At 71.0% G+C, this 25,179-nt stretch carries 19 protein-coding genes; 13 read left to right on the plus strand and 6 right to left on the minus strand.

Annotated features, from left to right (window positions below):
- Nucleotides 1-20 precede the first annotated feature (20 nt).
- The gene (locus EAS64_RS30900; RefSeq protein ID WP_145858751.1) at nt 21-2,489 is read left to right on the plus strand and encodes a glycoside hydrolase family 94 protein; all 2,469 of its coding nucleotides are present in this window, start codon (nt 21-23) and stop codon (nt 2,487-2,489) included.
- Here the strand turns inward: EAS64_RS30900 and EAS64_RS30905 are convergent.
- Nucleotides 2,486-3,439: an RNA-guided endonuclease InsQ/TnpB family protein gene (locus tag EAS64_RS30905; protein WP_145858753.1), complete on the minus strand. Its 954-nt coding sequence runs from the start codon at nt 3,437-3,439 to the stop codon at nt 2,486-2,488. The two genes, EAS64_RS30900 and EAS64_RS30905, sit on opposite strands and share 4 nt — an antisense overlap.
- Between EAS64_RS30905 and EAS64_RS47680 the strand changes: the two genes are divergently transcribed.
- From EAS64_RS47680 to EAS64_RS30915, 3 genes are all read left to right on the plus strand, one after another.
- On the plus strand, nt 3,403-3,705 hold the full coding sequence (locus EAS64_RS47680) for a DUF5372 family protein (protein ID WP_187366327.1): 303 nt from the start codon (nt 3,403-3,405) through the stop codon (nt 3,703-3,705). The two genes, EAS64_RS30905 and EAS64_RS47680, sit on opposite strands and share 37 nt — an antisense overlap.
- Before the next feature lie 33 nt (nt 3,706-3,738).
- Entirely contained in the window at nt 3,739-4,089 is a 351-nt protein-coding gene (locus EAS64_RS30910) for a DUF6788 family protein (RefSeq protein WP_145858754.1), read from the plus strand.
- 93 nt (nt 4,090-4,182) lie between these two features.
- Nucleotides 4,183-6,345, plus strand: coding sequence for a recombinase family protein (locus EAS64_RS30915; RefSeq protein ID WP_145858756.1), 2,163 nt, complete (start codon nt 4,183-4,185; stop codon nt 6,343-6,345).
- On the opposite strand, the gene EAS64_RS30920 is transcribed toward EAS64_RS30915, so the two are convergent.
- On the minus strand, nt 6,274-6,861 hold the full coding sequence (locus tag EAS64_RS30920) for a hypothetical protein (protein ID WP_222849739.1): 588 nt from the start codon (nt 6,859-6,861) through the stop codon (nt 6,274-6,276). The two genes, EAS64_RS30915 and EAS64_RS30920, sit on opposite strands and share 72 nt — an antisense overlap.
- 332 nt (nt 6,862-7,193) lie before the next feature.
- Between EAS64_RS30920 and EAS64_RS30925 the strand changes: the two genes are divergently transcribed.
- The 7 genes from EAS64_RS30925 to EAS64_RS30955 all read left to right on the plus strand — a co-directional run bounded on the left by EAS64_RS30925 (nt 7,194) and on the right by EAS64_RS30955 (nt 17,841).
- The gene (locus EAS64_RS30925) at nt 7,194-8,663 is read left to right on the plus strand and encodes a carotenoid oxygenase family protein (RefSeq protein WP_145858760.1); all 1,470 of its coding nucleotides are present in this window, start codon (nt 7,194-7,196) and stop codon (nt 8,661-8,663) included.
- Nucleotides 8,664-8,690: 27 nt separating this feature from the next.
- A complete protein-coding gene (locus EAS64_RS30930) occupies nt 8,691-9,392 on the plus strand; it encodes a nuclear transport factor 2 family protein (RefSeq protein ID WP_145858761.1) in 702 nt (233 codons plus the stop codon).
- 40 nt (nt 9,393-9,432) lie between these two features.
- Nucleotides 9,433-12,015 carry an ATP-binding protein gene (locus EAS64_RS30935; RefSeq protein ID WP_187366290.1) on the plus strand — a complete coding sequence of 861 codons (2,583 nt, stop codon included), beginning with the start codon at nt 9,433-9,435 and terminating at the stop codon, nt 12,013-12,015.
- Nucleotides 12,016-12,156: 141 nt separating this feature from the next.
- Nucleotides 12,157-12,489: a hypothetical protein gene (locus tag EAS64_RS30940; protein WP_145858765.1), complete on the plus strand. Its 333-nt coding sequence runs from the start codon at nt 12,157-12,159 to the stop codon at nt 12,487-12,489.
- 1 nt (nt 12,490) lies between these two features.
- On the plus strand, nt 12,491-12,736 hold the full coding sequence (locus tag EAS64_RS30945; RefSeq protein WP_145858766.1) for a nickel-binding protein: 246 nt from the start codon (nt 12,491-12,493) through the stop codon (nt 12,734-12,736).
- Nucleotides 12,737-12,858: 122 nt separating this feature from the next.
- Entirely contained in the window at nt 12,859-16,311 is a 3,453-nt protein-coding gene (locus tag EAS64_RS30950) for a UvrD-helicase domain-containing protein (protein ID WP_187366291.1), read from the plus strand.
- 183 nt (nt 16,312-16,494) lie between these two features.
- On the plus strand, nt 16,495-17,841 hold the full coding sequence (locus EAS64_RS30955) for a WD40/YVTN/BNR-like repeat-containing protein (RefSeq protein ID WP_145858767.1): 1,347 nt from the start codon (nt 16,495-16,497) through the stop codon (nt 17,839-17,841).
- An 85-nt stretch (nt 17,842-17,926) separates the two neighbouring features.
- On the opposite strand, the gene EAS64_RS30960 is transcribed toward EAS64_RS30955, so the two are convergent.
- From EAS64_RS30960 to EAS64_RS30975, 4 genes are all read right to left on the minus strand, one after another.
- Complete coding sequence (locus tag EAS64_RS30960) at nt 17,927-18,517, minus strand: GtrA family protein (protein ID WP_222849740.1); 591 nt, start codon at nt 18,515-18,517, stop codon at nt 17,927-17,929.
- Nucleotides 18,518-18,690: 173 nt separating this feature from the next.
- Nucleotides 18,691-20,850, minus strand: coding sequence for an ArnT family glycosyltransferase (locus EAS64_RS46925; protein WP_145858769.1), 2,160 nt, complete (start codon nt 20,848-20,850; stop codon nt 18,691-18,693).
- A complete protein-coding gene (locus tag EAS64_RS30970; RefSeq protein ID WP_145858770.1) occupies nt 20,847-22,067 on the minus strand; it encodes a glycosyltransferase in 1,221 nt (406 codons plus the stop codon). The genes EAS64_RS46925 and EAS64_RS30970 overlap by 4 nt, the downstream gene beginning before the upstream one ends.
- Before the next feature lie 165 nt (nt 22,068-22,232).
- A complete protein-coding gene (locus EAS64_RS30975) occupies nt 22,233-22,592 on the minus strand; it encodes a hypothetical protein (protein ID WP_145858771.1) in 360 nt (119 codons plus the stop codon).
- A 349-nt stretch (nt 22,593-22,941) separates the two neighbouring features.
- On the opposite strand from EAS64_RS30975, the gene EAS64_RS30980 reads away from it, so the two are divergent.
- Together EAS64_RS30980 and EAS64_RS30985 are read left to right on the plus strand one after the other, a co-directional pair.
- Entirely contained in the window at nt 22,942-24,225 is a 1,284-nt protein-coding gene (locus EAS64_RS30980) for a hypothetical protein (RefSeq protein ID WP_145858773.1), read from the plus strand.
- Nucleotides 24,226-24,292: 67 nt separating this feature from the next.
- Complete coding sequence (locus tag EAS64_RS30985) at nt 24,293-25,096, plus strand: class I SAM-dependent methyltransferase (protein ID WP_145858774.1); 804 nt, start codon at nt 24,293-24,295, stop codon at nt 25,094-25,096.
- Nucleotides 25,097-25,179: the final 83 nt, after the last annotated feature.

A 25,179-nucleotide genomic window follows, 5' to 3' on the forward strand; every position in this document is an offset into this window, starting at 1 on the left:
AAACCGGTAAAGTAACGGTCATGCGCTACGGCTACTTCGATGACGCTCGCCGCGAGTATGTGATCACCCGCCCGGACACTCCGGTGCCGTGGATCAACTATCTCGGCACGGATGAGTACTTCGGCATCGTTTCGAACACGGCCGGAGGCTACTCCTGGCACCTGGACGCCCGGCTCCGCCGGCTCACCCGGTACCGGTACAACAACGTGCCAGGCGACAGCGGCGGGCGCTACCTGTACCTGCGCGACGACGCGAGCGGCGAGTACTGGTCGCCCTCCTGGCAGCCGGTGCGCACCCCGCTCGACAGCTACGAGTGCCGTCACGGCCTGTCCTACACGGCGATCAGTTCGTCGCGGGCCGGGATCGCCACCGAGACCGTCTACTTCGTGCCCCGCGGGGAGAATCACGAGGTCTGGCGGCTGTCGGTCACCAACACCCGGGAGAGGGCGGCGGAGGTGTCCGTCTTCTCCTCCGTCGAGTTCGCCCTCTGGGACGCGCAGGACGACACCACGAACTTCCAGCGCAACTACTCGACCGGCGAGGTCGAGGTCGTCGGCGGCGTGATCTACCACAAGACCGAGTACCGCGAGCGCCGCGACCACTTCGCTTACTTCGCCTGCTCCGAGCCGCTGGCCGGCTTCGAGACGCAGCGCGAGGCGTTCCTCGGCCCGTACCGGGGATTCCACGAGCCGCTCGGGGTCGAGCGCGGCGAACTCGGCAACTCCATCGCGCACGGCTGGTCCCCGCACGGCGCGCACCACGTCAGGCTCGCCCTGCAGCCGGGCGAGACCCGTGAGGTCGTCTTCCTGCTCGGTTACTGGGCCAACCCGAAGGACGCCAAGTTCGAGGCGACCGGCGTGGTCAACAAGGCCGGCGTGAAGCCCGTCATCGAAAAGTGGCTCGACCCGCAGACCGTGGCAGACGCCCTCGCTGACCTGCGGTCCTACTGGGAGGACCTGCTCGGCGTGCTGCACGTGGACACGCCGGACCGCGACACCAACCGAATGGTAAGCATCTGGAACACCTACCAGTGCATGGTGACCTTCAACATGAGCCGCTCGGTCTCCTCCTACGAGACGGGCATCTCCCGCGGCATGGGATTCCGTGACTCCTGCCAGGACCTGCTCGGCTCGGTTCAGCTCGACGGGCCGCGCGCCAGGCAGCGGATCATCGACCTCGCCGCGACCCAGTTCGCGAGCGGCGGCGCGTACCACCAGTACCAGCCGCTTACCAAGACAGGTAACGACGCGATCGGCTCCGGCTTCAACGACGACCCGCTGTGGCTCGTGCTCGGCGTCGCCGCGTACCTCAAGGAGACCGGCGACACCAGCATCCTCGATGAGACGGTCAGCTTCAGCGACGGCGGGGAGGCCACCCTCTACGGCCACCTCGAGCGGTCCGTCCAGTACACGCTTGACCGGACCGGCCCGCACGGCCTGCCGCTGATCGGCCGCGCCGACTGGAACGACTGCCTGAACCTCAACTGCTTCTCCGAGACACCCGGCGAGTCCTTCCAGACCACGGAGAACCGGGAGGGCGGCGTGGCGGAGTCGGTGTTCATCGCCGGGCTGTTCACCCTCGCGGCCAGGGAACTGGCCGGCATCGCGGCCCTGGCGGGCCGGGAGGCGGAGGCGGAGTCCTACCGCGCGGACGCCGAGAAGATGGCCGCTATCACCGCGGAGCACGGCTGGGACGGCGAGTGGTTCCTGCGCGCCTATGACCACTTCGGCAACCCGGTCGGCTCCGGCAAGAACGCCGAGGCCCAGATCTTCCTCGAGCCGCAGGGCATGTGCGTGATGGCCGGCATCGGCCTGACGGACGCCGCCAACCCGGCATCGGGGACGCTCGCCGAGCGGGCGCTGTCCAGCGTCAGGGAGCGGCTCACCACGCCGCACGGCATCATGCTGCTGCAGCCGGCGTTCACCACCTACCACGTGGAACTCGGCGAGATCTCCAGCTACCCGCCGGGGTACAAGGAGAACGCGAGCGTCTTCTGCCACACCAACCCCTGGGTGATGATCGCCGCGGCGCTGACCGGGGACGGTGACGCCGCCTATGACTACTACCGGCGGATCAACCCCTCGGCGCGCGAGGCCATCGGCGACGTGCACAAGTGCGAGCCGTACGTCTACGCGCAGATGATCGCCGGCCGGGACGCGCCCACCCACGGCGAGGCGAAGAACTCCTGGCTCACCGGCACCGCCGCGTGGAACTACGTCGCGATCACCCAGTGGATCCTCGGCATCCGGCCGGAACTGGGCGGCCTGCGCGTCGACCCGGTCATCCCTTCCTCGTGGCCAGGCTTCACCGCCACGCGGCGCTTCCGCGACGCGACCTACCAGATCACCGTCCGCCGGGCCGGCACGCTCGACTCGGGCATCGCGGAGGGCGCGAGCGTGACGGTCAACGGCGAGCGGGTGATCGGGACGCTGCTTCCGCTCGCCCCGGCCGGTGACACGGTCCGCGTCGAGGTCGTGCTGCCCAGCTAGTGCACCAACTCGTAAGTCCTTGACGTGTTGTCTCGGGCTTGAGTGTTCCTCGCGTTGCCGCGAGCGACTTCCCTTGTGCCGCTATGTGGCGGGGTTGGGGGCGGGCCGGTGCCGGCCAGGTGCCTGCGGGGTGCGGGCCGTGATGGGGGCCTGCGCCGCGGGTCACGCCGCGCGGGGTGCACACCGGGGAGGTGGGCTCCGGCGCGACGGTGCGTGATCCCCGGCCCGTGCGGGACGGCGGGGATGATGCCGCTGCCAGGTCCTCTGGCGGCGATGCTGGCGGCCGCGACGAGGTCGCGGTGGCCTGCCAGCCCGCAGTGCGGGCAGGTGAAGTTCCGGCCGGCGGGTTTCGGTACCCGCCGGGCGCATTGCGGGCAGGTCGACGACGTCCCCCGCTCGTCGGCCAGGTGCACGGTGATCCCGGCGGCTTCGGCCTTGTCCGACAGGGCGCGGATCAGGTGTCCGATCCGCCAGTCCCGGGTCCGCTGGCTGTGCCGCCGTCCTGCTTTGAGGTGCAGGACGCCGCGCGGGTCTCCGACGGCCAGGGTGCCGATCCGGTTCGCCACCGCCCAGCTGATGACCTCTTTGGCGGCTTCGTGCAGGGCCTGCCGGACCCGCCGGGCATGCCGGGCCCCCGTTTTCCTCTCGCGGCGCCGGTGCTTGCGCCACCGGCGGGAGCCGCGCTCCCCCGGCTTCGGTGCGCGGCCGGCGGCGGCGCGGGAGCGGCCCTTGCGGTCGCGCAAGTGCTGCCGGCATTCCGCCCGGATCGCTCGCCCGGACACCAGCAGACCCTGCCCCTCTGGCCCCGCGGCGGCGTAAGGGTGGATGATCCCGAGGTCGATCCCGGCAGTCCTGTCCGGATCGGGCCCCTGCCCGGGCGGGTATACGGTGACCGGGACCTCGACGATCGCGTCTGCGTAGAGTCGGCCCGCGTCGTAGCCGACGGGCACGGCATAGTGCCGGGTTTCCCAGTGATCTTTCGGGTTTCGTAGTTGTCACGCACCCGTTCCACCCGCTGAAGGGCGAGCGGCTGGAGGTTCTTTACTCCAAGCGCCGCGGGCCGGACACGGTCTTCGTGTGCTCCGGCGGCGTCAGCGGGCAGATTACGCTGCCGCTGGCGTGGACGGACCGGGGCGAGCCGCAGGCAGCGCGCCGCCTGTCGGCCGAGGGACTGGCTGAACTCGACACGCTGACGCGGAACCTGCGCGGTCGTTGACTTCCGGTCACGGAGCCGGCATCTTCTTGTGTAATGAATGCACACAAGAACGATCTTGGCGGCCTCACCACAGAGCAGCTGCTGGCCCGGCGCCGGGCCGCGGCGGCCCGGCTCGGCGACGTGGAGCAGGTCCTTTCCGGGACGCTGGCCGAGCAGTCGCGGCAGTGCGGCCGGCCCGGCTGCCGGTGCGCGGACGGCGAGCCGCACGGCCCGTATGCGTACTTCACCCCGCGCCCGGCGGGGCGCGGCCGGGCCAGGTACGTGCCGGCTGCCCTGGCCGACGTGGTGCGGCGTTATCTCCGCCGTGGTGAGCAGGCCGAGACCGCGCTGGCGGAGATCTCGGCGGTCAACGCCGAGCTGCTGGCGCGAAGAGAGCTGCGGTAACCGTGAGCGCCGCCACCGTCCTGGAAGGCTCCGCGCGGGCGGAGGCGGTAGCGGCGCTGGCCAACATGACGGTCTCGGCGCTGGGAGGCGCGCGTGAACGGCGAGCACAAGATCACCAGTACGCACCTGGACCGGAAGGCGCTGATCTACCTGCGCCAGTCCTCGATGGCGCAGGTCCGCCACCACACCGAGTCAACCCGCAGCCAGTACGCCCTGGCCGACCGGGCCGCGGAGATGGGATGGGCGCGCCGCGACATCGAGGTGATCGACACCGACCTGGGGATCTCCGGCAAGTGGGGAGTTGCCCGGGAAGGGTTCACCAGGCTGATCGCCCAGGTCTGCACCGGGGAGGTCGGGGCGATCTTCGGCATCGAGATCACCCGGCTGGCCCGGTCGAACGCCGAGGTAGCCCGGCTGGCGGAGTTCGCCGCGATCACCGGCACGCTGCTGATCGACCCGGACGGCGTCTACGACCCCGCCGACGTGAACGACCGCGTCCTGCTCGGGTTCAAGAGCACCATGGGAGAAATGGAGCTCCACGTGATGGCCCAGCGGCTGCAGGCCAACAAGCGCGCCGCGGCCGCGCGCGGGGAGCTGCGCACCCCGCTGCCGGTCGGCCTGGTCCACGATGACGCCGGCGGCATCATGATCGATCCCGATGATGAGGTCCAGGCAGCGGTGCGGGACGTGTTCGCCGCGTTCGCCGCCTGCGGGTCCGCCTACGGCGTCGTTGACGTGTTCGCCGGCCGGAGGTTCCCGCTGCGCGCCTACGGCGGCGCCTGGGCCGGGCAGCTGCGCTGGGGCAGGCTCACCCACTCCCGCGTCCTGGGAATCCTGAAGAACCCGTGCTACGCCGGGGCCTACGTGCACGGGCGCTACACCTCCCGCCGCACCGTCGGCCCGGACGGCATCGTGCGCAGCAGCCTGGTCGAACGCCCGCGCCCGGAGTGGCCGGTGCTGATCCGCGACCACCACGAGGGCTACGTCACCTGGGCGGACTACCTGGCCAACGAGAAGAAGCTCGCCGCGAACCAGACCAACGCCGGGGCCCGCCCGCCGCGTGAGGGCGGTGCCCTCTGCCAGGGGATCATCTACTGCGGGGCCTGCGGCACGCCGATGCGCACCAACTACCACGACGACGCCCACCCTGGCTCCGCGTGCTGGGGCCGGGCCGACCGGCGGACCACCCCGTCCTGCCGGCCGATAGCGGCCGACACCGTCGATGCCGCGCTCCCGCGAGTGATGCTGGACGCGCTCACCGGCGAGCAGGTCGCGCTCGCCCTGGACGCCGCCGGCGAAGTCGCCAGCCGGCACCAGCGGGCGGGCCGCGCCGCCGAGCTGGCCGTCGAGCGCGCACGCTACGACGCCGAGCGCGCCGAGCGCGCCTTCACCGCCGTCGAGCCGGAAAACCGGCTCGTCGCCCGCACCCTGGAAACACGGTGGGAAGCCCGCCTCGCCGGGCTCGCCGAGGCCGAGCAGGCACTGGAGGCAGCGGCCGAGGCGCTGCCGCCCCTGCCGGGCCGTGCTGAGCTGGAGAAACTCGCCGCCGACCTGCCCGGGCTCTGGCACGACCCCGCCACCGGCAACAAGGACCGCAAGCGCCTGCTGCGCACGCTTATCGCCGACGTCACCCTGCTGCCCGAGCCCGACAGGGCCAAGGCCAGGATCGGGATCCGCTGGCACACCGGTGCCACCGACGAGCTCCGCGTCAGCCGCGCTGCTCACCCCGGAACGGCCAGGCGCAGCCCGTCGCCGGCGGTGGAGATGGTCCGCCGGCTCGGCCCGTCCACCCCGACCGCTGAACTAGCCGCGCAGCTCAACGATGCCGGGCTGGTCACCGGGAACGGCCGGCCGTTCGACGTCAAGGCCGTGCAGTGGATCCGCCGCGCCTACGGCATCCCGGCACCGGAACCCTGCGCCGACGGCGAGGTCAGTGTCGCAGAGGCGGCCGGCAAGCTCGGCTGCAGCGCCGGCGTCGTCTACTACTGGATCGAGAACGGCCAGCTCACCGCAAGGCGCGGACCGGGGAACCGGCTCTGCATCGCCTGGGACGCCGCCACCGAAGCCTCGTGCCGCGAGCACATCGCGGCCTCCGGGCACCTCAACCCCGGTGCCCGCCGCACCCGGCCACGGAAAACGCCCCGCTGCCCCGCTGAGCAGCCTCAGATGCCGGCACCCCTGGCATCATCTAGCCAGCAACGAGCACCACGGAAAGAGCATGATCCCAACACTCCACGGCAAGGATGGGCAGTATGAAGCCACCGTCCCGAGGGTCACCGACCGGACCTGGCCGGGCAGGTAGGGGATGTCCCGGTCCAGCCGGATGGCCAGCGGTGGGCAGCCCCTTGCCATCGGGATCGCCAGCACCCGCCCGTCGAGCCGGAACGTGCCGTGATACCAGCGGACCGGCACCAGGCCGCGCTTGCGCCGCGGGTACCGGGCGCTCACCTCGCCCTCCTTGCGGCGTTTGGCGGTGGCGAACCAGGCGTCACTGTAGCGGCGGAGCACCGACCGGGCACATGTGCTGTCGAGTTCCCCAAACGTGCCCGGCCCGGAGACAGCCAGCACCCTGCACAGCTCCTGGTACCCGGCCAGCGGCGGGTCCTGCCGGTGCCGCCGCCAGGCGGCCAGGTCCAGGACGCAGCACCACACGTCGCCCGCCGACCGCAGCAGCCCGAAAACCCTCTCCCGCTGATGGGGGGTCACGCGCAGCCCGCACCGCGCGGTCCGGTACACAACGCGCGACCCATCTCGCTCACGTTTTCGGGGCATGACACCATCAAAGCACAGCACACCGACAAAACAGCGGACACCACGTCAGGTCACCAACCGTGAACAACATCCGCGGCAGTACCGTGAAGAACTTATGAGTTGCGCTAGCCGTGCTCCTTCGCTAGGCGCGCTCCCGCCGCGAGCCGGGAGCCACTCTCCGCGTCCTCGCCGCGCAAGCCGGGGCTGACCGCAGCAAGCCGCATCCGTTCCGGATGATCGGTTTTGTATTTATGACACAAGCCGACCGGGGGTGAATCGCGCGCCGCGCGACCTACTTTGCGCGCGGCCGCCGGGTTACGCTCAGCGCGACCCGGTGGCGAAGGCGGTGCGAGATGACGGTGCGGTTCCCTGACGAGCCTGGCTTCCAGGGCCGGTTCGCTCCGGTACGGCTTGAAGGCGAGATCCGCGGTGTCGAGGTGACGCAGGGGGAGATCCCCGCGTCGCTGAGCGGCACGTTCTACCGGGGCGGCGCGGACCCTGCCTGGCCGCCGTTCGTCGAGCGCGACTTCTACTTCAACGCCGACGGCATGGTCGCGATGTTCCGGTTCGCCAACGGGTACTGCGACTTCAGGTCCAGGTATGTGCGCACGCCCCGCTTCGTGGCGGAGCGTGCGGCGCGGCGGTCGCTGTTCGGCGCCTACCGCAACCCGTTCACCGACGACCCGTCAGTCGCGGGCCTGTCCCGCGGGCTCGCCAACACCAACGTGTACTGGCACGGCGGGCGGCTGCTCGCCTCCAAGGAGGACAGCGCGCCGGTCCAGATCGACCCGGACACGCTGGACACGGTCGGCGAGTTCACCTGGGAGGGCGACCTGTCCTCGCAGACCGCGACCGCGCACCCGAAGATCGACCCGCGGGACGGTTCGCTGGTGTTCTTCGGCTACATGGCCAAGGGCGAGGCGACGCGGGACATCGCCTACTACGAGGCGGACGCGGCCGGCCGGATCGTGCACGAGGCCTGGTTCGAGGCGCCGTACTCCTCGATGGTGCACGACTGGGCGGTAACAGAAAACTTCGTGATCTTCCCGATCATCCCGCTCACCGCCTCGCTCGAACGGCTGGCGGCCGGCGGTCCGCTGTACGTGTGGGACGGATCCGAGGACGTCTACCTAGGCGTCGTGCCGCGCCGTGGTAACAGCGTGCGCTGGTACCGCGGCAGCAACCGGTTCGCCTCGCACATCATGAACGCCTACGACGACGGCCGGCACATCCACATCGACACGCCGGTCGGCGAGAAGTCCGCGTTCCCCTGGTTCCCGGACATCGCGGGCGCGCCGTTCGACCCGGAGAAGGCGAGCGCGCAGCTGACCCGGTGGACGATCGACACCGCCGCGCCGGAAGACCTCGGTGACGGTGCCACGGCGTTCGAACAGCGGCGGCTCACCGGCTGCTCGGGCGAGTTCCCGCGCACCGACGACCGGTGGGCGACCCGCGGCTACCGGTTCGGCGTCATCAATCTCACCGACGTGCCGGGCGAACGGCCAGACGACGGGCTGCCGGGATTCCGCTGGCTCGGCCAGATCGACCCGGCGACCGGGGCGATGAAGACCAGGTTCGCCGGGCGGAACTCCACGGTGCAGGAGGCGATCTTCGTACCGCCTGGCAGGGACACCGCCAACGGCGAGGGATACGTGATGCAGCTGGTCGACCGGCACGAGACCGGCACGACCGACCTGCTCATCCTCGACGCGCAGCGCATCGATGAGCCGCCGGTCGCCACGCTGCGGATCCCGATCAGGATGCCTGGCGGCCTGCACGGCAACTGGGTGACAGACGAGCAGCTCGCGCAGCGAGCCGGCTAGCCCGCACGGACAAGGAGGCCCTTCCGCATGACGGCAGAGGACAGGATCGCCGAGCTCGAGAACCGGCTCGGCATCGTCGAGGATGAGCTCGCGATCAGGAGGCTGCAGCACGCCTACGGCTACTACCTGGACAAATGCTACTACGACGAGGTTGTCGACCTGTTCGATGAGGACTGCGAGGTCATCTTCATCGGCGGCGTCTACAAGGGCAGGGCAGGCGCCGCACGCCTGTACACCGGCAGGTTCAGGTCCCGGTTCGCCGACGGGCACAACGGGCCGGAGTTCGGCAGGCTGCTTGAGCACCCGATGCTGCAGGACTTCATCAGCGTCGCGCCCGACAGGCAGACCGCACTCGGGCGCTACCGGACGCTGATGCAGGCAGGCACCCACCAGCTTGCCGCCAACGAGCGGACCCCTGTCCGGCAGTGGATGGAGGGCGGCGTCTACGAGAACACCTACGTGAACGACGGCGGCACCTGGAAGATCAAGAAGCTGTTCTACCGTGCGTTCTGGCACGGGACCATGGAGCACGGCTGGGCCTACATCCCTGCGGATTACGTGCCCAACGCGTCGGTGACCTATCCAGACGACGAGTACGGCCCCGATGAGCTGCTGGCGAACGCGCCGCGGCTATGGCCGGAGACCTCCACGCTGGCGTTCCACTACCGGCACCCGGTCACTGGTAAGGAGTTCGTCCCTGACGCCTGGGGTAAGTACCCCGGCGAGTAGTCGTTTGGCATCTTCGCGTGGCAGGTCGCAGACTGATGACGTGGAACTCGTAGAGCGCGAGTCCGCGCTGGCGGAGCTGGCCGGGCACGCGCGGCGAGCCCAGGCTGGTGAAGGCGGCCTGGTACTCGTCTCCGGGGAAGCGGGAGTCGGCAAGACCGCCCTGCTTGAGCGGCTTGCCCGCGACCTGCCCGGCGCCCGCTGGTCGTGGGGTGCGTGCGACGGGCTGTTCACGCCACGTCCGCTCGGCCCGCTGTTCGACATCGCCACGCAGCTCGGCGGCCCGCTGGAGGAGCTGTGCCGGGCGGGCGCCGGCCGAGACGAGCTGTTCGGCGCGCTGCTGCGCCAGGTGAGCGAGCCAGGCGCGCTCGACATCCTTGTCATCGAGGACGTGCACTGGGCCGACGAGGCCACGATTGACCTGCTGCGCTTCCTTGGCCGACGGCTCAAGACGGCGCCCGCGCTGCTTATCGCCAGCTACCGCGACGATGGCCTGGCCGCCGACCACCGGCTGCGGATCGCCGTCGGCGACCTGGCCGCGCTGCGGTCGACCAACCGGGTCAGGCTTGGCCCGCTGTCGGCGGCGGGCGTGCGCCTGCTATCCGCGGCCAGCGGGTTTGACCCGGCCAAGTTGTTCCGGCTGACCGGCGGCAATCCGTTCTACATCACCGAGGTGCTCCAGGCGGGCGTGAGTGAGGTGCCCGCCGCGGCGCGCGACGCGGTGCTTGCCCGGGCCGCCCGGCTGGGGGCGCAGTCGCGTCAGCTGCTCGACGCCACGGCACTGCTCGGGACCAAGGTCGAGCCCGCGCTGATCGAGGCGGTCGCGCCAGACTCGGCCGCGCTCCTCGACGAGATACTCGCCTCCGGCCTGCTCGCCGAGGACGGCAGCAGGCTGAGGTTCCGGCATGAGATCGCCCGGCTGACCGTCGAGCAGGCGATTCCCGCGCACCGGCGCGGACCCATCCACCGGCGAATACTCGGTGCGCTCGGTTTGCTCGGCTGCACGGACGAGGCGCGGCTCGCCTTCCACGCCGAGGGAGCCGGAGACGGGCCGGCGGTTCTCCGGTACGCTCCGGCCGCCGCGCAGCGCGCCGCCGGTCTCGCCTCGCACCGGGAGGCCGCGGCGCAGTATCAGCGCGCGGTGCGGTTCGCCGCGGACACGACGACCGCGACGGCGGCCGCCACGGCGGCCGAACTCTACGGGGCGCTCGCGCGGGAGACGGCACTCGTCGACCAGTGGGCCGAGGCCGAGCTAGCGGGAGCGCGTGCGCTTGAGCTGTGGCGCCAGCTCGGCGACCGGCGCCGCGAGGGTGACACGCTGACCCAGCTCTCCCGCGTGCGTTCGCGGCTTTGCCGGGGCGCGGACGCGATCGCCGCTGCCGAGTCAGCGGTGGAGATCCTGCGCCCCCTTGGCGTCAGTGGCGAACTGGCCAAAGCCTACGGCGTGCTTGCCGGGATGCGGATGGTGGCGGGCCGCCAGGCCGAGGCAATCGGCCTGTCCAGGCGGGCCGCCGAGATGGCCGGGGCGGTGAACGCTCCCGCCGTGCTCAGCGACGCGATGAACACCCTGGGCTGCTGCCTGGCCAAGGGCAACGACGACTGGGCGGTCCCGCTGCGGCAGGCGCTGGACATCGCGGTTTCCGCTCGCCTGCCGGAGCAGGCGGGCAGGGCATTCGCCAACCTGCACAGCATCCTCGCCGAGCAGCGGCGGTTCACCGAGGCCGAGCAGTATTACGCGGCCGGCCTCCGCTACACCGATGACCACGACATCGGCGTGTACGCGAACTGCCTGCGGGGCACCCAGGTTTTCCTGCTTGAGCAGACCGGGCGGTGGGATGAAGCGGTCTCCCTCGGCGAGCAGCTGCTCGCGACCACGGCATCTCCGATCAACCGCATCCAGTCGCTGGTGGTCGTCGGCCAGATTCGCGCCCGCCGTGGTGACGGCGACGCGTGGGAATGCCTCGACGAGGCGGCCCTGGCGGCCGACGGCAGCGCCGAGCCGCAGTGGATCGTAGCGGCCAGGCTTGCCCGCGCCGAGGCACACTGGCTGGCGGGAGAGACCGCCCTGGCGCGCGCGGAGGCAGACATCAGCGATGCGGCGGCCGCCGACATCTCCCCCTGGGATCGCGGCGCGACGCTTTCCTGGCTGGACCGCTGCGGCGCTCGCCAGGAACTTCCCGGCCCGGTTGCCGAGCCGTTTCAGCGTGAGTTCGACGGCTATCAGGAGAAGGCCGCTCAGCTCTGGCTCGACCTGGGCTGCCGTTACCAGGCGGGGCTGGCGCTGTTGGGCACCAGCGAGGAGCGGCTGCTCCGCCAGGCCCTTGAGCTCTTCACCGAGCTGCGCGCGACCGCCGCGATCAGGGTGACGCGGCAGCAGATGCGCAGCGCCGGCATCAGGTCGATCCCGGTCGGCCCGAGGTCCGCCACCCGGGCCGATCCGCTCGGGCTGACCCGCCGTGAGCATGAGGTTCTCACTCTGGTCGGCGCGGGACTCACCAGCGCCGAGATCGCGGCCCGGCTGTTCATCTCGGCCAAGACCGTCGATCACCACGTCGCCTCGGCAGTTGGCAAGCTCGGCGCACCCACTCGCGCCGCCGCGGCCGCTCGCCTGCGGCCGACGTCCTAGCGCGGAAACTTGGGGCGCCCGGCCGCCAAAACTGGGCAGTCACTACCGATTCGCGCCGTCTTCCTCCCCCATACGTTCGTTCTCGGAAGCAATACGGGCGGCAGGGAGCGTACCTCCCGCCGCCTCACGGAGGGGAATCAGATGAACAGCTTCAAGTTCCGGCACGCGCGCAGGCTGGGCGGACTGCTCGCGGGCCTCGGCGCGCTGGTGACCATGCTCGTGGTCACCGGCACGGCCGCGTTTGCGATGGTGGCACCGCCGGAAGTTGGCGGTGCGGCCGACGCGCCGCCGCCCCCGCCTGCACCGGTCATCGGCGGCATGCCCGGCTGGCAGATCACGCTTATCGCGGTGGGCGCCGCACTCGTCGCGGCGGCGCTCGCGGTCCTCGCCGACCGCGCCAGGTCCGCGCGCAGGCGGCCGACAACCGTGCCGGCGGCGCGCGACGTCCCTGCTCACGTCTCGAAGGTGAGGTGACATGGCGCTCTTCATGGACTTCCACGAGCACCTGCCGCTGGGCGGCGAGGACATCGCGCAGATCGGCGAGGACGCCCGCAGCAAGCGTGCCGACCAGTTCGGAGTCCGCCAGGTCGAGCTCTACCACAATGCAAGCGGCCAGGTGTACTGCCTGCTTGAGGCACCCGACGAGGAAGCGGTGCGCAAGCACCACGCGGCGCTCGGTGTGGACTGCGGCGCGGTACACCCGGTGCATGGCGTCACCTGAGTGACCATTGCGCCCGGGAGGCCTCCGTGGCTTCCCGGGCGCACGCGTCCCCAGCGTGACCCTGCGCACGGGAGCAAGCGAAAAGACGTGCGAAGCGCGCTCCCGTTCGGAATGATTGGCCGGTGCGCTTCTACGCGGATCTGCACATTCACTCCAAGTTTTCCCGCGCGTGCAGCCGGGACTGCGACCTTGAGCACCTCGCGTGGTGGGCCGGGCGCAAGGGTCTTTCGGTAATCGGGACTGGCGACTTCACCCATCCCGCCTGGCGGGAGGAGCTCGGCGCGAAGCTGGTACCCGACGCGCCTGGGCTGTTCCGGCTGCGGCCCGACCTGGAGCGGGCGGTGCACGAGACGCTGCCGCCCGCGTGCCGCACGCCGGTCAGGTTCATGCTGTCCTCGGAGATCTCCACGATCTACAAGCGGGACGACCGGACGCGGAAGGTGCATCACCTGCTGTACGCGCCGTCGCTCGACGCCGTCGACGCGATCACCGGCGCCCTCGCCCGGGTGGGGAACCTCGCCGCCGACGGCCGGCCGATCCTCGGACTCGACTCGCGGAACCTCCTCGAGATCACGCTGTCCGGCGGTGACGGCTGCTACCTGATACCCGCGCACGCCTGGACGCCGTGGTTCGCGGTGCTCGGGTCGCAGTCCGGTTTCGACCGGGTCGCCGACTGCTATGCCGACCTTTCCGCTCATATCGTGGCGATCGAGACCGGCCTGTCGTCCGACCCGGAGATGAACTGGCGGGTGTCCAGCCTCGACGGGTACCGGCTCGTCTCCAACTCCGACGCGCACTCACCGCCGATGCTCGGGCGGGAGGCGACGGCGTTCATGCTACCGTCGCCGGACTACTACGGGATCTATCACGCACTGCGCACCGGGGACGGCTTCGGCGGCACCGTCGAGTTCTTCCCCGAGGAGGGCAAGTACCACCTCGACGGCCACCGCGCGTGCGACGTCCGGATGACCCCCGAGGAGACCCGCGAGGCTGGCGGGCTCTGCCCGGGCTGCGGGAAGAAGCCGACCATCGGCGTGCAGCACCGGGTTGACGTGCTTGCCGACCGGCCCGCCGGCTACCGCCCCGACGGCGCGGCGGGGTTCACCTCCTTCGTGCAGCTGCCCGAGATCCTCGGGGAGATCGCCGGCGTCGGCCCGAAGGCCAAGTCGGTCACCGCCCAGGCCGCCGCGCTCGTCGAGCGCTTCGGCCCGGAACTGGCCATACTCGGCGACGTGCCGCTTGATGACCTCGCGGCGGGCGCGGCGTCGATCGTCGCCGAGGCGATCGGCAGGCTGCGCCGCGGCGAGGTGCGCCGCGAAGCGGGGTACGACGGCGTGTACGGCACGATCCGGCTGTTCGAGCCGGACGAGCTGGCAGGCGCGGCCCTGTTCGACCTGCCGCGTGCTGCGCCGCAGCGACGGGTTCCTGCCGCTGCCGGCCCGGGCGCCGGCATCGGGGTCGGGGTTGGCGCCGGCATCGGCGTTGGCTCCGGCTCTGGCTCCGCGCCGCTCGCCGCGCCTGCCGAGCCCGGCTCGTCGGCCGGCGGTCCAGCCGGACTCGACCCGGACCAGCAGGCGATCGTCACGCACGACGGCGGCCCGCTGCTTGTCGTGGCGGGTCCCGGCGCGGGCAAGACCCGGGTGCTCACGCACGCGATCGCGCACCGGATCGCGGCCGGCCTCGCACCGGAACGCTGCCTGGCCGTCACCTTCACCCGCCGCGCCCGCGACGAACTGCGCAACCGCCTCACCGCCCTGCTCGGCGAGGAACGCGCGGCCGGCGTCAGCGTGGGCACTTTCCACGGCCTCGGCCTGCTGATCCTGCGCGAGCAGTTCAAGCGCGCCGGCCTCGACACCGAGCCGAAGGTCGCCGACGAGAAGAGCCGACAGGAGATCCTCCGGTCGCTGTCCGCGGCGGAACGTACCGCCGCCCTGGGTGCCCGTATCGCCGAAGCTAAACGGGTTCGTGCTTCGCCTCTCGCCGCCGCCGCGAGCGAGAGGGAGGCGGAAGTGGACGGTCTCCTCGCGCGGTACGACGCGGCGCTTCGCGAGCGCGGAATGGTCGACCTGGACGATCTGGTCACGCTGCCGACGGCGCTGCTCGCCGGCGATCCCGCACTCGCCGAGGCGTACAGGGAACGCTGGACCGACGTGTTCGTCGACGAGTATCAGGACGTCGACGAGCAGCAGTACCTACTGCTTCGCCAGCTTTGCCAGCCGGCCCCGCCAGCCACCCCGGGTACGTCATTCAGCCTGGGCGCGTCATTCAGCCCGAGCGCGCACTCTAGCCCGGCCGCCCCCGGCCCGCGCGTGTGCGCGATCGGCGACCCGGACCAGGCGATCTACGGCTTCCGCGGCGGCGACGTCGGCTACTTCCTGCGGTTCGCCGAGGACTTCGGTGCCGGCGGAGCCCCAGTCGCCACCGTGCGGCTGTCGCGCAGCTACCGGTCCGCGCCGACGATCGTCCGGGCCGCGATGCAGCTGATCAGGCCCGGCACGCTGGTTCCCGGGCGGGAGCTGATCCCCGCCAGGACGGACATCCCAGACGCCCTTGTCGTGCTGCACGCGGTGGCCGACGAGCGCGAGGAAGCCGACGCCGTCGCGGCGGAGATCGAGAAGCTGCTCGGCGCCACTTCCTTCCACGCCCTGGACAGCAGCGCCGTGGACGGCCGCGATCAGTTGCGGCATCAGCTGTCGTTCGCCGACTTCGCGGTCTTGTACCGGACCTCCGCGCAGGCGGCGGCGGTGGAGGAGGCACTCGCCAGGCGCGGGTTCCCGGTCCAGCGCCGCGCGCACTCCCGGCTGGCGGAGATGCCAGGCGTGTCGGAAATCCTGGCTCAGCTGGCCCTTTCCGGCACCGGAACGCTCCCGTTGTCTCAGCCGCGGTCGGAGCAGCCGTCATCGGTGCCGCCGCCGTTCGCCGAGCAGCTGCTGTCGGAAGGGCATGGTTGTGGCAACGAGACGCCTATAACCGTCTCGTTGCCACAACCGTCCGGTGCGGTGATGGTCGCTGGGCTGCTTGGCGAGGCGGTGCGGCGGGCGGTCGCGGAATCGGAGCGGGCTCCCGTGCAGGATGAGACGCATGGTGCTGAGGCCAGGGCGGCGATGCGGGCGGCGGCCGACGTGCTCGGTCCGCTCGCGGTCCGCTGCGGCAGCGACCTGGACCGCTTCCTCGACGAGATCGCCCTCGGCGCCGAGGTGGACACCTGGGACCCGCGCGCCGACCGGATCTCGCTGCTGACGCTGCACGCGGCGAAGGGCCTTGAGTTCCCCGTGGTGTTCATCGTGGGCTGCGATGACGGGCTGCTCCCGCTGCGATCCTGGCACCGTGGTTCCGGGCGGGCCGAGGTTGACTACGCGGAGGAGCGCAGGCTGCTCTTCGTCGGAATGACTCGGGCCACCACCCGGCTGACGCTGCTGACCGCGACCAGGCGGACGCTGCGCGGCGAGGTCACCGCGTGTACGCCGTCGCCGTTCCTCGCCTCGGTCGACCCGGCCCTGCTCGATGACCGTGGTGATGTTGGAGCTGCTCGTGCGCGTCGCAAGGCGCGCGTGCAGCAGCCCGCGCTTTTCTGAGCGCCGACTCCCGCCGGTGACACTGCGCGCCGAGCTCGACCACGCCTGCCCGCAACTCACGAGACTCGTCAGTCCCGAAAGCCCCTGCGGCAGTGTTCTTCGGCGCAACCGCGGGGGCCGGTTGTCAGTCCAAGTAGTAATCGCGGACCGAGCCGGCCGGAAATGGTGATGAGCGTGCGGAAGATGACAGTCGTGAGCCTCGTCGGCGCTGGCCTGGTGCTCGCCGGCTGCGCGAGCGGACACGCCGGCGATACTCCGCCCGGCGGGTCCAGCCTGTCGGCAGCCGCGTCGGCAGGCTCGGCCGGCACCGGGTCGACCGCCGCCACCGGGAGCGCTGCCACTGGGACCGCCACCGGGAGCGCAGCCACCGCCGTGTCCACGGCGACGGCGCCGGCCAGTGCCGCGCCGGGTCAGCGGCCGCGGGCATTGTGGCTCGCGTCGGTGCGAATGACCTCGGCGAGCAGTGGGTGGGCGCTTGGCCTCACCCAGGATCCAGCGAAAACCAACGCGGCTCAGCTGCTCGCAAGGACCAGCGACGGCGGTCGCACCTGGGCCGATGTGACGCCAACGGCGGCCCGCGCGATGCTCGCCACCAAGTTCACCTCCGCGGCGCTTGACGTGACAGACGCGGCGTACGCCTACCTGGCGGTGAGCGCGGTCACGCAGGGCGAGAATGCCGCGGACGACCCGACCGCCGTCTTCGCGACCGCGGACGGCGGCCGCACCTGGACGGAATCGGCACCATTCCGGGTGACAGGCGCGCTGGTCCAGATGACGTTCGCGGACGCGACCCGTGGGTGGCTGCTGCTAGACACCGGCGGTGACAGCGCCGGTCATCCGCTGCCCTGGCTGTACCGGACCACCGACGGCAGGCACTGGGCGCCTGCCGCGAGCGCCGCACCGCCGGGCAGCGGCGGCACGAACAACATGTGCCAGAAACTCGGGCTTGCCTTCCCCACCGCGACGACGGGCTGGCTGCACGTCGGCTGCCGCTCCGGTGAGTTCCTGGTGCGGAGCAGCGACGGCGGCGGCACCTGGCGGCCCCAGTCGCTGCCGCTCGCGGCCAGTTGCACGGCACCCGGCGCCCGGTGCACGGTCTTCGGCCCCCAGCTTTCCGGCGGAACGGCCTTCGTGACGATCGCGCTGATGAGCACGTCCCCCGCACCATCGTTGGTGGCAACCAGTGATCTCGGCCAGGCCTGGCAGCCAGTCGAGCTGCCCTCCGGCGCAGGGCAGTATCCGCAGGTCAGCTTCTTCACGCCGACGGACGGCCTGCTGGTCGCGATGGGCTCACAGGCGGCGCTCGGCCGGGTCTTCTACACGACGGACAACGGCGGCACGACCTGGTCGCCCGTTCCGCAGGGCAGGCACTTCACGCAGCTCGGCGCCAGCGTCGACTTCGCCAACCCGCGAGACGGCATCGAATGGACTCAAGCGGGCGACGCCCAGGGCGGCACCCCTCCGGCGCTGTACGCGACGACGGACTCCGGCCGCACCTGGACGTCCTTCGCGCCGGTGCTCATCGGCTGACCGCCTGCCGAACCCGCGAGACAGTTCCCGAGCCCGCGGCTCAGTGCGGGCGGGGAGCCGCCGCGCCGCGGTCACCGTGTGCCGTTCAGGAGCGTTCGGCCGCGGGCGGCGTGGCGCCGCCGAATACCCACAGCCGGTAGAGCAGGAACCGGACCGCGGTCGCGACCAGGTTCGCTACGACGAGAACGGTGAGTTCTGCCGCCTTGCCCGGCGTGGCCGACAGCCGGTGCAGCGACCAGAGGGCGCCCGACGTGATCAGCAGGCCCGCCGCGAAGGCGATCAGACCCTGCACCTGGTGGCGCGCCGCCCCAGCCGAGCCGCGGACGCCGAACGTCAGCCGGCGGTTCGCCGCCGTATTGGCGACCGCCGTAATGAGCAGGCTCAACGCGTTGGCGTCGAGTGCCGGCATGACGTAGCTGAGTGCCAGGTAGAGCAACATGTAGGCGAGGGTGGACGCCACGCCGATGGCGAGGAACCTGGCCAGCTGCCCGGACATGAGCCTTGACAGCAGCGCTGGCAGTGCGCGGGGCGCCGCCGTGCCCCGCCTGGCGTGCGATCGGGCGTCCTGCTCCGCGAAAACGGCGGCGAAGAAATCGAGCTGCTGCGTCTCAGTGACGTCCGCGGGACCTGAGCCGGGATCGGACAGCTCTTCTTCCCACGGTGAGTAAGTTCTCAAGATTCAAAGATCCCAACGCTTGTCAGTGTTGCGCGTGATGAGGTTATCCGGGCCATAGAGACCAGTGCGGTCGGCTTGACCATAATGACGCGTACCTGGAACCACCGCGGTTGCGCGCCGTGGCGGCGCACCGGTGCCCCGCGGCTGGTGGCCGCGGGGCACCGGGATGGCGGTTACTTCTTCACGGTGAGGTTGTAGACCGTGACGCCGCCGACAGTCTGCGACTTGAAGTGGGCGGCCACCCAGGAGGCGATCGACGACGAGCCGGTCCCACCGCCGAAGGTGTTGCCGCTCTCGCCCACGTAGTAGTGGATCTCGCCCTTGGCGACGAGCGCTTCGAACTGCGCCAGCGTGGGCGACGGGTCGGTCCCGTTGAAGCCGCCAATCGCCAGCACGGCGTCGCCGCCGGTGGCCAGCTCGATCGGTGCGGCCGACTGGGTGCCCACGGTCGCGGCGATCCACTTGTACTTCGGCGCGTCCTGCTCGAGCAGCTTGACCAGCGCGCTGCTGACTTGGGTGCTGCCCGACAGGCCGCCCATCCCGCCGCCCGCGCCGCCGAGGCCGCCGCGCATGCCCTCGGGGAAGGTTCCCGCGCCGGTGCCTGTCTTGGCGCCGGTCCCGGTGCTCGAACCGGTTCCGCCGGGGGAGGTGCCGCTGCCCCCGCCCGGGGCACCGCCGGGGAATCGGCTGGTGCCGGTTCCGGTGCCGGTGCCCGTCCCCGTTCCGGTGCGAGCGCCGAAGCCGCCGCCAGGACCGCCCGTACCGCCGCCCGGGCCGCCCGCACCGCCAGGACCGCCGAACGATCCGGCCACCGTCGGCCCCGCAGTCGGGAGGGAGCCGGTGTGCGTGGTGTTAGCGGTATCGAGCGAATAGGCGAGCGGCCCGCCGAGGCCCGCCACCAGGGCGAGCGCCAGCGGCGCGAACCCGAGCAGCCGCATCCCCTTGGCCGGGCCGCGCAGCAGCACGGGGACGGCGAACACGGCCGCCGCGCCGAGCAGGCCGGCCAGCAGGACGGTCCACCGCAGCCAGGGCAGCCACTCGGGCGTCCTGTTGAGCAGAAGGTAGGCCCAGATTCCCGAGCCGAGCACGCCGACCCCCGCGCAGATCCGGCCGGCGAGGGACAGCCTGGCCTGCCAGAGCGACATGGCGCCGACGCCGACGAGCGCGCCGATCGCGGGTGCGAGCGCCACCATGTAGTACGGGTGGATGATTCCCTGCATGTAGCTGAAGCACAGCCCGGTCACCACCAGCCAGCCGCCCCAGACGAGGGCGAAGGCCCGGGTCCGCGAGGTGCGGGCAGCGCGGCGCGACACCCAGAGCAGCGCGCCGAGTGACAGCAGCGCCGCGGGGAGCAGCCAGCTGACCTGACCGCCGAACTCCGAGCCGAATAGCCGCAGCAGCCCGGTCGAGCCGCCGAAGGCGCTGCCGCCGCCGTTGCCTCCGCCGCCGATCGAACCGGTTTCGCTGCCGCTGAGCCGCCCGAGGCCGTTGTAGCCGAGTGCGAGCTCGAGGATGTTGTTGTTGGTTGACCCGCCGAAGTACGGGCGGTCGGCGGCCGGGATCAGCTCGGCGATCGCCACCCACCAGCCGGCCCCGGCGATCAGGCCGCCGAGCGCGGCGAGCAGCTGCCAGATCCGGCGGCGCAGCCGGGCAGGGCCCGCCCACAGGTACGCCAACCCGAACCCGGGCACCACGAGGAAGGCCTGCATCATCTTGGTGAGGAACGCGAAGCCGATCACCACGCCGGCCAGCACGAGCCAGCGGGTCCTGTCCCGCTCGATCGCGCGCTGCACGCAGTAGCCGGCAACCGTCATCAGCAGCACGAGCAGCGCGTCCGGGTTGTTGAACCGGAAGATCAGCGCGGCGGCCGGTGTGAGCGCGAGCACGGCGCCCGCGATGAGGCCGGCGCCTGGGCCGAACCAGCGGCGCACCGCGGCGAACAGCACGAGCACCGACAGCATGCCCTCGATCGCCTGCGGCGCGAGCAGCGACCACGAGCTGAAGCCGAATATCCGTCCGGACAGCTCGTCCACCCACAGCGAGGCGGGCGTCTTGTCCACCGTGATGAAGCTGGAGGAGTCGAAGGAGCCGAAGAAGAACGCCTTCCATGACCGCGTGCCGGCCTGCACGGCGGCCGCGTAGAAGTCGTTGGCGTAGCCGTTCCTGCTCAGGTCCCACAGGTAGAGCAGCGCGGTGCAGGCGAGCAGGCCGAGCAGCGCGGGGCGCGCCCACCGCGGGTCCTGTGCTGACCCGCGCCAGAGCCTGCTGAGCCTGCCCGCGGACGCCTGAGGTCGGTGCGCGGCGGGGAAGGCGGGGGCGGTCGCTGTGCTCATCGGGTACCTCCAAGGGAGTGACTCGGCATAGGGGCGGCCGCGCGGGCCACGACGGGTTCGGCGACGTCCTCGCCGAACACCCAGCCCCGGTACAGGGCGAACCGGAGCGCGGTCGCGACGAGGTTGGCCACGACAAGCACGGCGATCTCGGCGAAGTCCCCCGGCTTGCCGGTGACCGCGTGCAGGCACAGCAGCGAGCCCGACGTGATGACAAGGCCGGCGCCAAACGCGAGCAGGCCGCGGAAATGGTGCCTGGCTGCCCCGGCCCGGCCGGTGACCCCGAAGGTGAGCCGCCGGTTCGCCGCCGTGTTGCCGATCGCGGTCAGCAGCAGGCTCAGCGCGTTGGCGCCGAGCGCGCCCATCGGCCCGCGCAGTGCGACGAAGATCAGGATGTAGGCCAGCGTTGATGCCAGGCCGATGACCGCGAATCGTGGTACCTGCCAGGCGAGCCCGCGCTCGCGAGCCAGGCCGCTCGCCCGGAGCAGTGGCACCTTGATCGTGCCCCGCGCGAGACCGGTGCCGATCCGGCGGATGCCGCGCAGGTCGCCGAGGGCGGTGGCGACGATGTCCACCCGCGAGTCCGGGTCGTCGGTCCAGTCGACCGGAATCTCGTGGATGCGCAGCCCGGCCCGCTCGGCGAGCACGAGCAGTTCCGTGTCGAAGAACCAGCCCCTGTCCTCGACGAGCGGCAGCAGTTCCCTCGCCTGATCGGCGCGGATCGCCTTGAATCCGCACTGGGCGTCGGTGAAGCCGACCCCGAGCGTGGTGTGCAGCAGCAGGTTGTAACAGCGGGAGATGACTTCGCGCTTGAGCCCGCGGATGACTCGTGATCCCTTGGCGAGCCTGGTGCCGATGGCGATGTCGCTGTGGCAGGACAGCAGCGGTGCGACGAGCGGAAGCAGCGCGTTCAGGTCCGTGGACAGGTCCACGTCCATGTACGCGAGCACTTCCGCGTCCGACGACGACCAGATCTGGTGCAGCGCCCGGCCGCGGCCTGGCATGTCGAGGTGGACGGCGCGCACCTCGGGGAACATGGCCTCGAGCGCGCAGGCTTCCGGCCAGGTGCCATCGGTGCTTCCGTTGTCCGCGATGGTGACGCGGGCGGTGAACGGGAAGTCCTCGCGCAGGTACGCGACGAGCCGCATGACGCCAGGCGCGAGGTCGCGCTCTTCGTTCTTGACTGGAACGACGATATCTACTTGAGGTGTCTCACTCATGGCCCCGAGTGTGCGAACCGGGTCTGTGCCGCCGCTGCCCCGGACTTGCACGCCGCCTATGAGTGAAAGCGCAACTTCTGAGCAGCCTGTGAAATGCCACTGTGGCTGGGGAAGCGCTGAAGATCCCGGGCGCGGCGCTCTGCGGCCGGGGCCTGGCCTGCCGCGCTAGGGCGTGAAGAGCGAGGACGCGGCGCGCGCCTCGGTCAGTGCCGCGGTCATCATGTCCGCGGCCTGGCCGGCCGCCGCCAGCGCCTCGATCACCTCTGTCACGGATTCATCGGCGTCCACGCCGGCCTCGCAACCGAGCTGCCCGTCCTCGTGCTGGACAACAAGGAACCTGGCCAGCTGCTCGCACAGCTGCGGCAGCTCGTGGCCGATCAGCTCGAGGCTGGCGACGATGTCGCGGACATCGCTCAGGTTGGAAAGCTCGCCACCGCCATGCGTGAGCTCGTTAAGCACCGCGATCGCGTGCGCCGCCTGGCCAGCGATCTCGCGCGGGGTCATGGTGCTCGCCAGCTCGGTCATGGCGTGACCTTGACATCGTGAGCGCGGTGCAGCGCCAGCTGCTCAGGCATCCGTCTCCTTGGGGGACTTAGGGGTGTGGGGTCACGGGCCTACCGCACGGTGTGCCCGCGTCACCGCTCATCTACACGATACGTCGCCGTTTACGCGCGGTCAGCCGGAGCGGAGAGTGCCCGGTCGCGGAAACCGGTTCGTTTACAGCGCGTGGCCAGGCGGAAAGCGGATCGGTGCGACGCCAGTCAGGCAACGTCAATTCGCTCTTTATTCGCCGAGAATGCACATGATCATTAATGCTGGGTGAGTTGCCATGAAATGAGCGTTTTGATCGCCGGAAAACGGCTAGTCTCCGCACATGTCGGTAAGCACCGAGGGCGCTAACGTCCCCGTCGGCCTCGTGCCGGAACCGGTTCCACCCGCGCTGCTCCGGGCCATGCAGCCCGCAGGCGCGGTCTTCGCGCTCGGCTGGACGATGGCCGAGCTGTTCGACCCCAGGCGACGGGTGAGCGACGCGATGCGCCAGCCGCCCTTCGACCCAGACACGCAACTGCCGCTGGTGGCGGACCTGGAGGCGGATCCGAAGCTTGTCTTCCTCGCCGCCCAGCTTGCCGAGCTCCTGCAGTTCTTCCCCGGGCTGGCTGCCCCCCTCGCGCTTGTCACCGCGCAGACGGACAAGAAGAAGGCCGCGGTGGAGGCGGAGAACCTGGCCACGGCGACCGCGGCCGAGCAGGCCGACGACGTGGCCGCCATGCAGGCTGCCGCGGCGGCCGTCGTCGAGGCGCCCTTCTCCGAGACCGACCTGCTCGCCGCGGTCGCCGGCCTGAACCAGGCTATCCTCGACGAGTTCGCAGCCGATCCCGAGCGGCTCAGCGCCTACCAGCTCGGCCTCTCGCTCAGCGACCTCACCTGGGTGCCACGCGCCGAAGGTTCCGGCCTTGAGGCGCCGGCCGCCAGGCCAAGCGCGCTGTTCGGGCTCTTCTCCCGCACGCACCTGTCCACCGTGCAGACGCTGCTCAGCGGCGCAGGCCAGCAGCTTCCCGCCGGGTCGGCCACGATCGTGTCCAGGTCGCTCAGCAACTGGGCCGACTGGATCGACGTCAACACCGCGCGGATCGGTTCGGCGAACGCGGACGCCTGGTCGGAGAACGCGGGCACGGTGCTCGCGGCGCTACGCGTCCAAGGGTGGATCTGGCGGTCTGTGCTCACCGGCGATACTGGGGTCACCGTGCAGCCGAGCATGAGCGCCTGGGTACAGGCGGCCTCCTCGATGGTGCGGGCGGCGCGGCTGATAACCATCTCCATCCTGCGCCGGTTCTGGCCCATCGTGGTGATCGCGGTCGTCGCGCTCGGCGGGCTGCTCGCCCTGATCATCGCGAACCTCAGCGGCATCAGCCAGGTGTGGGCGTCCCTCTTCACCGTGGTCGCGATCCTCGGGTCCGGCGGCTACGGTCTGAGCAGCGGCGTCTCCCAGTCCTTCGCGGGGGTCGGCTACGACGTCTGGAACGCGGCCAAGACCGAGGCGTCGGCGTGGAGCATCACCTGGCTGCCCGCGATGAGCGCGACTCCGGCCCAGCGGGCCGAACTGGACCGGCGCGGCGTCGCCGCCCCGCAGCTCAGGAAGAACCTGGACCTCGGGTAGCAGCCGTTCTCTCCCGGCGCACTCCGCGGTCCTCGCTGATCCGGCCGGCGGCACTAACATCGGTGGCATGCCGGACACCGACGACGCAGCCGCCAGCGAGGACACCAACGCCGCCATCTGGAAGTCGGACATCGGGGTAAATTTCTGGCGGTCGCGTAAGGACGACAGGGCACGGCGCGATGCCGAGCGCCGCGTCCTGATGGCCCAGCTGCTGCCGTTCGCCGGCGACGAGCCCTTCACGTTCGTGGACCTCGGCGCGGGCACGGGCGCCGCCGCGAGGACCATCCTCGACCACTACTCGGCCGCGCATGCCATCCTCGCCGACTTCTCGCCGCAGATGATGGCGCAGGGCGAGACCGAGCTCGAGCCCTACGCCGGCCGCTACAGCTACGTGGAGTTCGACCTGACCGCGGCGGGCGACTGGCCCGCCGGCATCCCGGCGCGGGTGGACGCCGTGATCAGCTCGCTGTCCGTCCACCACCTCAACGACGAACGGAAGCAGTCGCTGTTCGCGGAGATCCACGCGCAGCTCGCGCCAGGCGGCTGGTACCTCAACTACGACCCGGTCAAGCCGCCGGACCCGGTGGTCGAGGAGGCGTGGCTGCGGGCCGGCGACCGGCGCGATCCCGAGGCGCACCACCGGCGTCATCACATGAACGACGAGGAGAAGTTCCGCCACGCGAACCACGTCCGTTACATGATCCCGCTCGAACCGCAGGTCGGTTTTCTGCGCGCGGCGGGCTTCGAGGGCGTGGACGTGTTCTGGAAAGAACTGGACTTCGTCATATACGGCGGCCGCCGCCCGCTTCTCTCGGCGACAGCCTCGGGGGGGTCTGGGGGGGTCGTCCCCCCGGTGGCAGGCAGCGCCTGACGCCAGGCGGCGTCCGCCACCACGCCTCCTGGTGTGGCCAGCACCCTGTCACGAGGTGCACCGGTGACGGTGTAATGCTCGTG

The organism is Trebonia kvetii (assembly GCF_007827045.1).
Classification (GTDB): domain Bacteria; phylum Actinomycetota; class Actinomycetes; order Streptosporangiales; family Streptosporangiaceae; genus Trebonia; species Trebonia kvetii.

What these genes read in the sequence shown, in the direction of transcription:
- EAS64_RS30900 (WP_145858751.1), top strand. Translation starts at nt 21, where the DNA reads ATGCGCTACGGCTACTTCGATGACGCTCGCCGCGAGTATGTGATCACC.
- EAS64_RS30910 (WP_145858754.1), top strand. Translation starts at nt 3,739, where the DNA reads ATGAATGCACACAAGAACGATCTTGGCGGCCTCACCACAGAGCAGCTG.
- EAS64_RS30920 (WP_222849739.1), bottom strand. Translation starts at nt 6,861, where the DNA reads ATGCCCCGAAAACGTGAGCGAGATGGGTCGCGCGTTGTGTACCGGACC.
- EAS64_RS30925 (WP_145858760.1), top strand. Translation starts at nt 7,194, where the DNA reads ATGACGGTGCGGTTCCCTGACGAGCCTGGCTTCCAGGGCCGGTTCGCT.
- EAS64_RS30930 (WP_145858761.1), top strand. Translation starts at nt 8,691, where the DNA reads ATGACGGCAGAGGACAGGATCGCCGAGCTCGAGAACCGGCTCGGCATC.
- EAS64_RS30940 (WP_145858765.1), top strand. Translation starts at nt 12,157, where the DNA reads ATGAACAGCTTCAAGTTCCGGCACGCGCGCAGGCTGGGCGGACTGCTC.
- EAS64_RS30945 (WP_145858766.1), top strand. Translation starts at nt 12,491, where the DNA reads ATGGCGCTCTTCATGGACTTCCACGAGCACCTGCCGCTGGGCGGCGAG.
- EAS64_RS30955 (WP_145858767.1), top strand. Translation starts at nt 16,495, where the DNA reads ATGACAGTCGTGAGCCTCGTCGGCGCTGGCCTGGTGCTCGCCGGCTGC.
- EAS64_RS46925 (WP_145858769.1), bottom strand. Translation starts at nt 20,850, where the DNA reads ATGAGCACAGCGACCGCCCCCGCCTTCCCCGCCGCGCACCGACCTCAG.
- EAS64_RS30970 (WP_145858770.1), bottom strand. Translation starts at nt 22,067, where the DNA reads ATGAGTGAGACACCTCAAGTAGATATCGTCGTTCCAGTCAAGAACGAA.
- EAS64_RS30975 (WP_145858771.1), bottom strand. Translation starts at nt 22,592, where the DNA reads ATGACCGAGCTGGCGAGCACCATGACCCCGCGCGAGATCGCTGGCCAG.
- EAS64_RS30980 (WP_145858773.1), top strand. Translation starts at nt 22,942, where the DNA reads ATGTCGGTAAGCACCGAGGGCGCTAACGTCCCCGTCGGCCTCGTGCCG.
- EAS64_RS30985 (WP_145858774.1), top strand. Translation starts at nt 24,293, where the DNA reads ATGCCGGACACCGACGACGCAGCCGCCAGCGAGGACACCAACGCCGCC.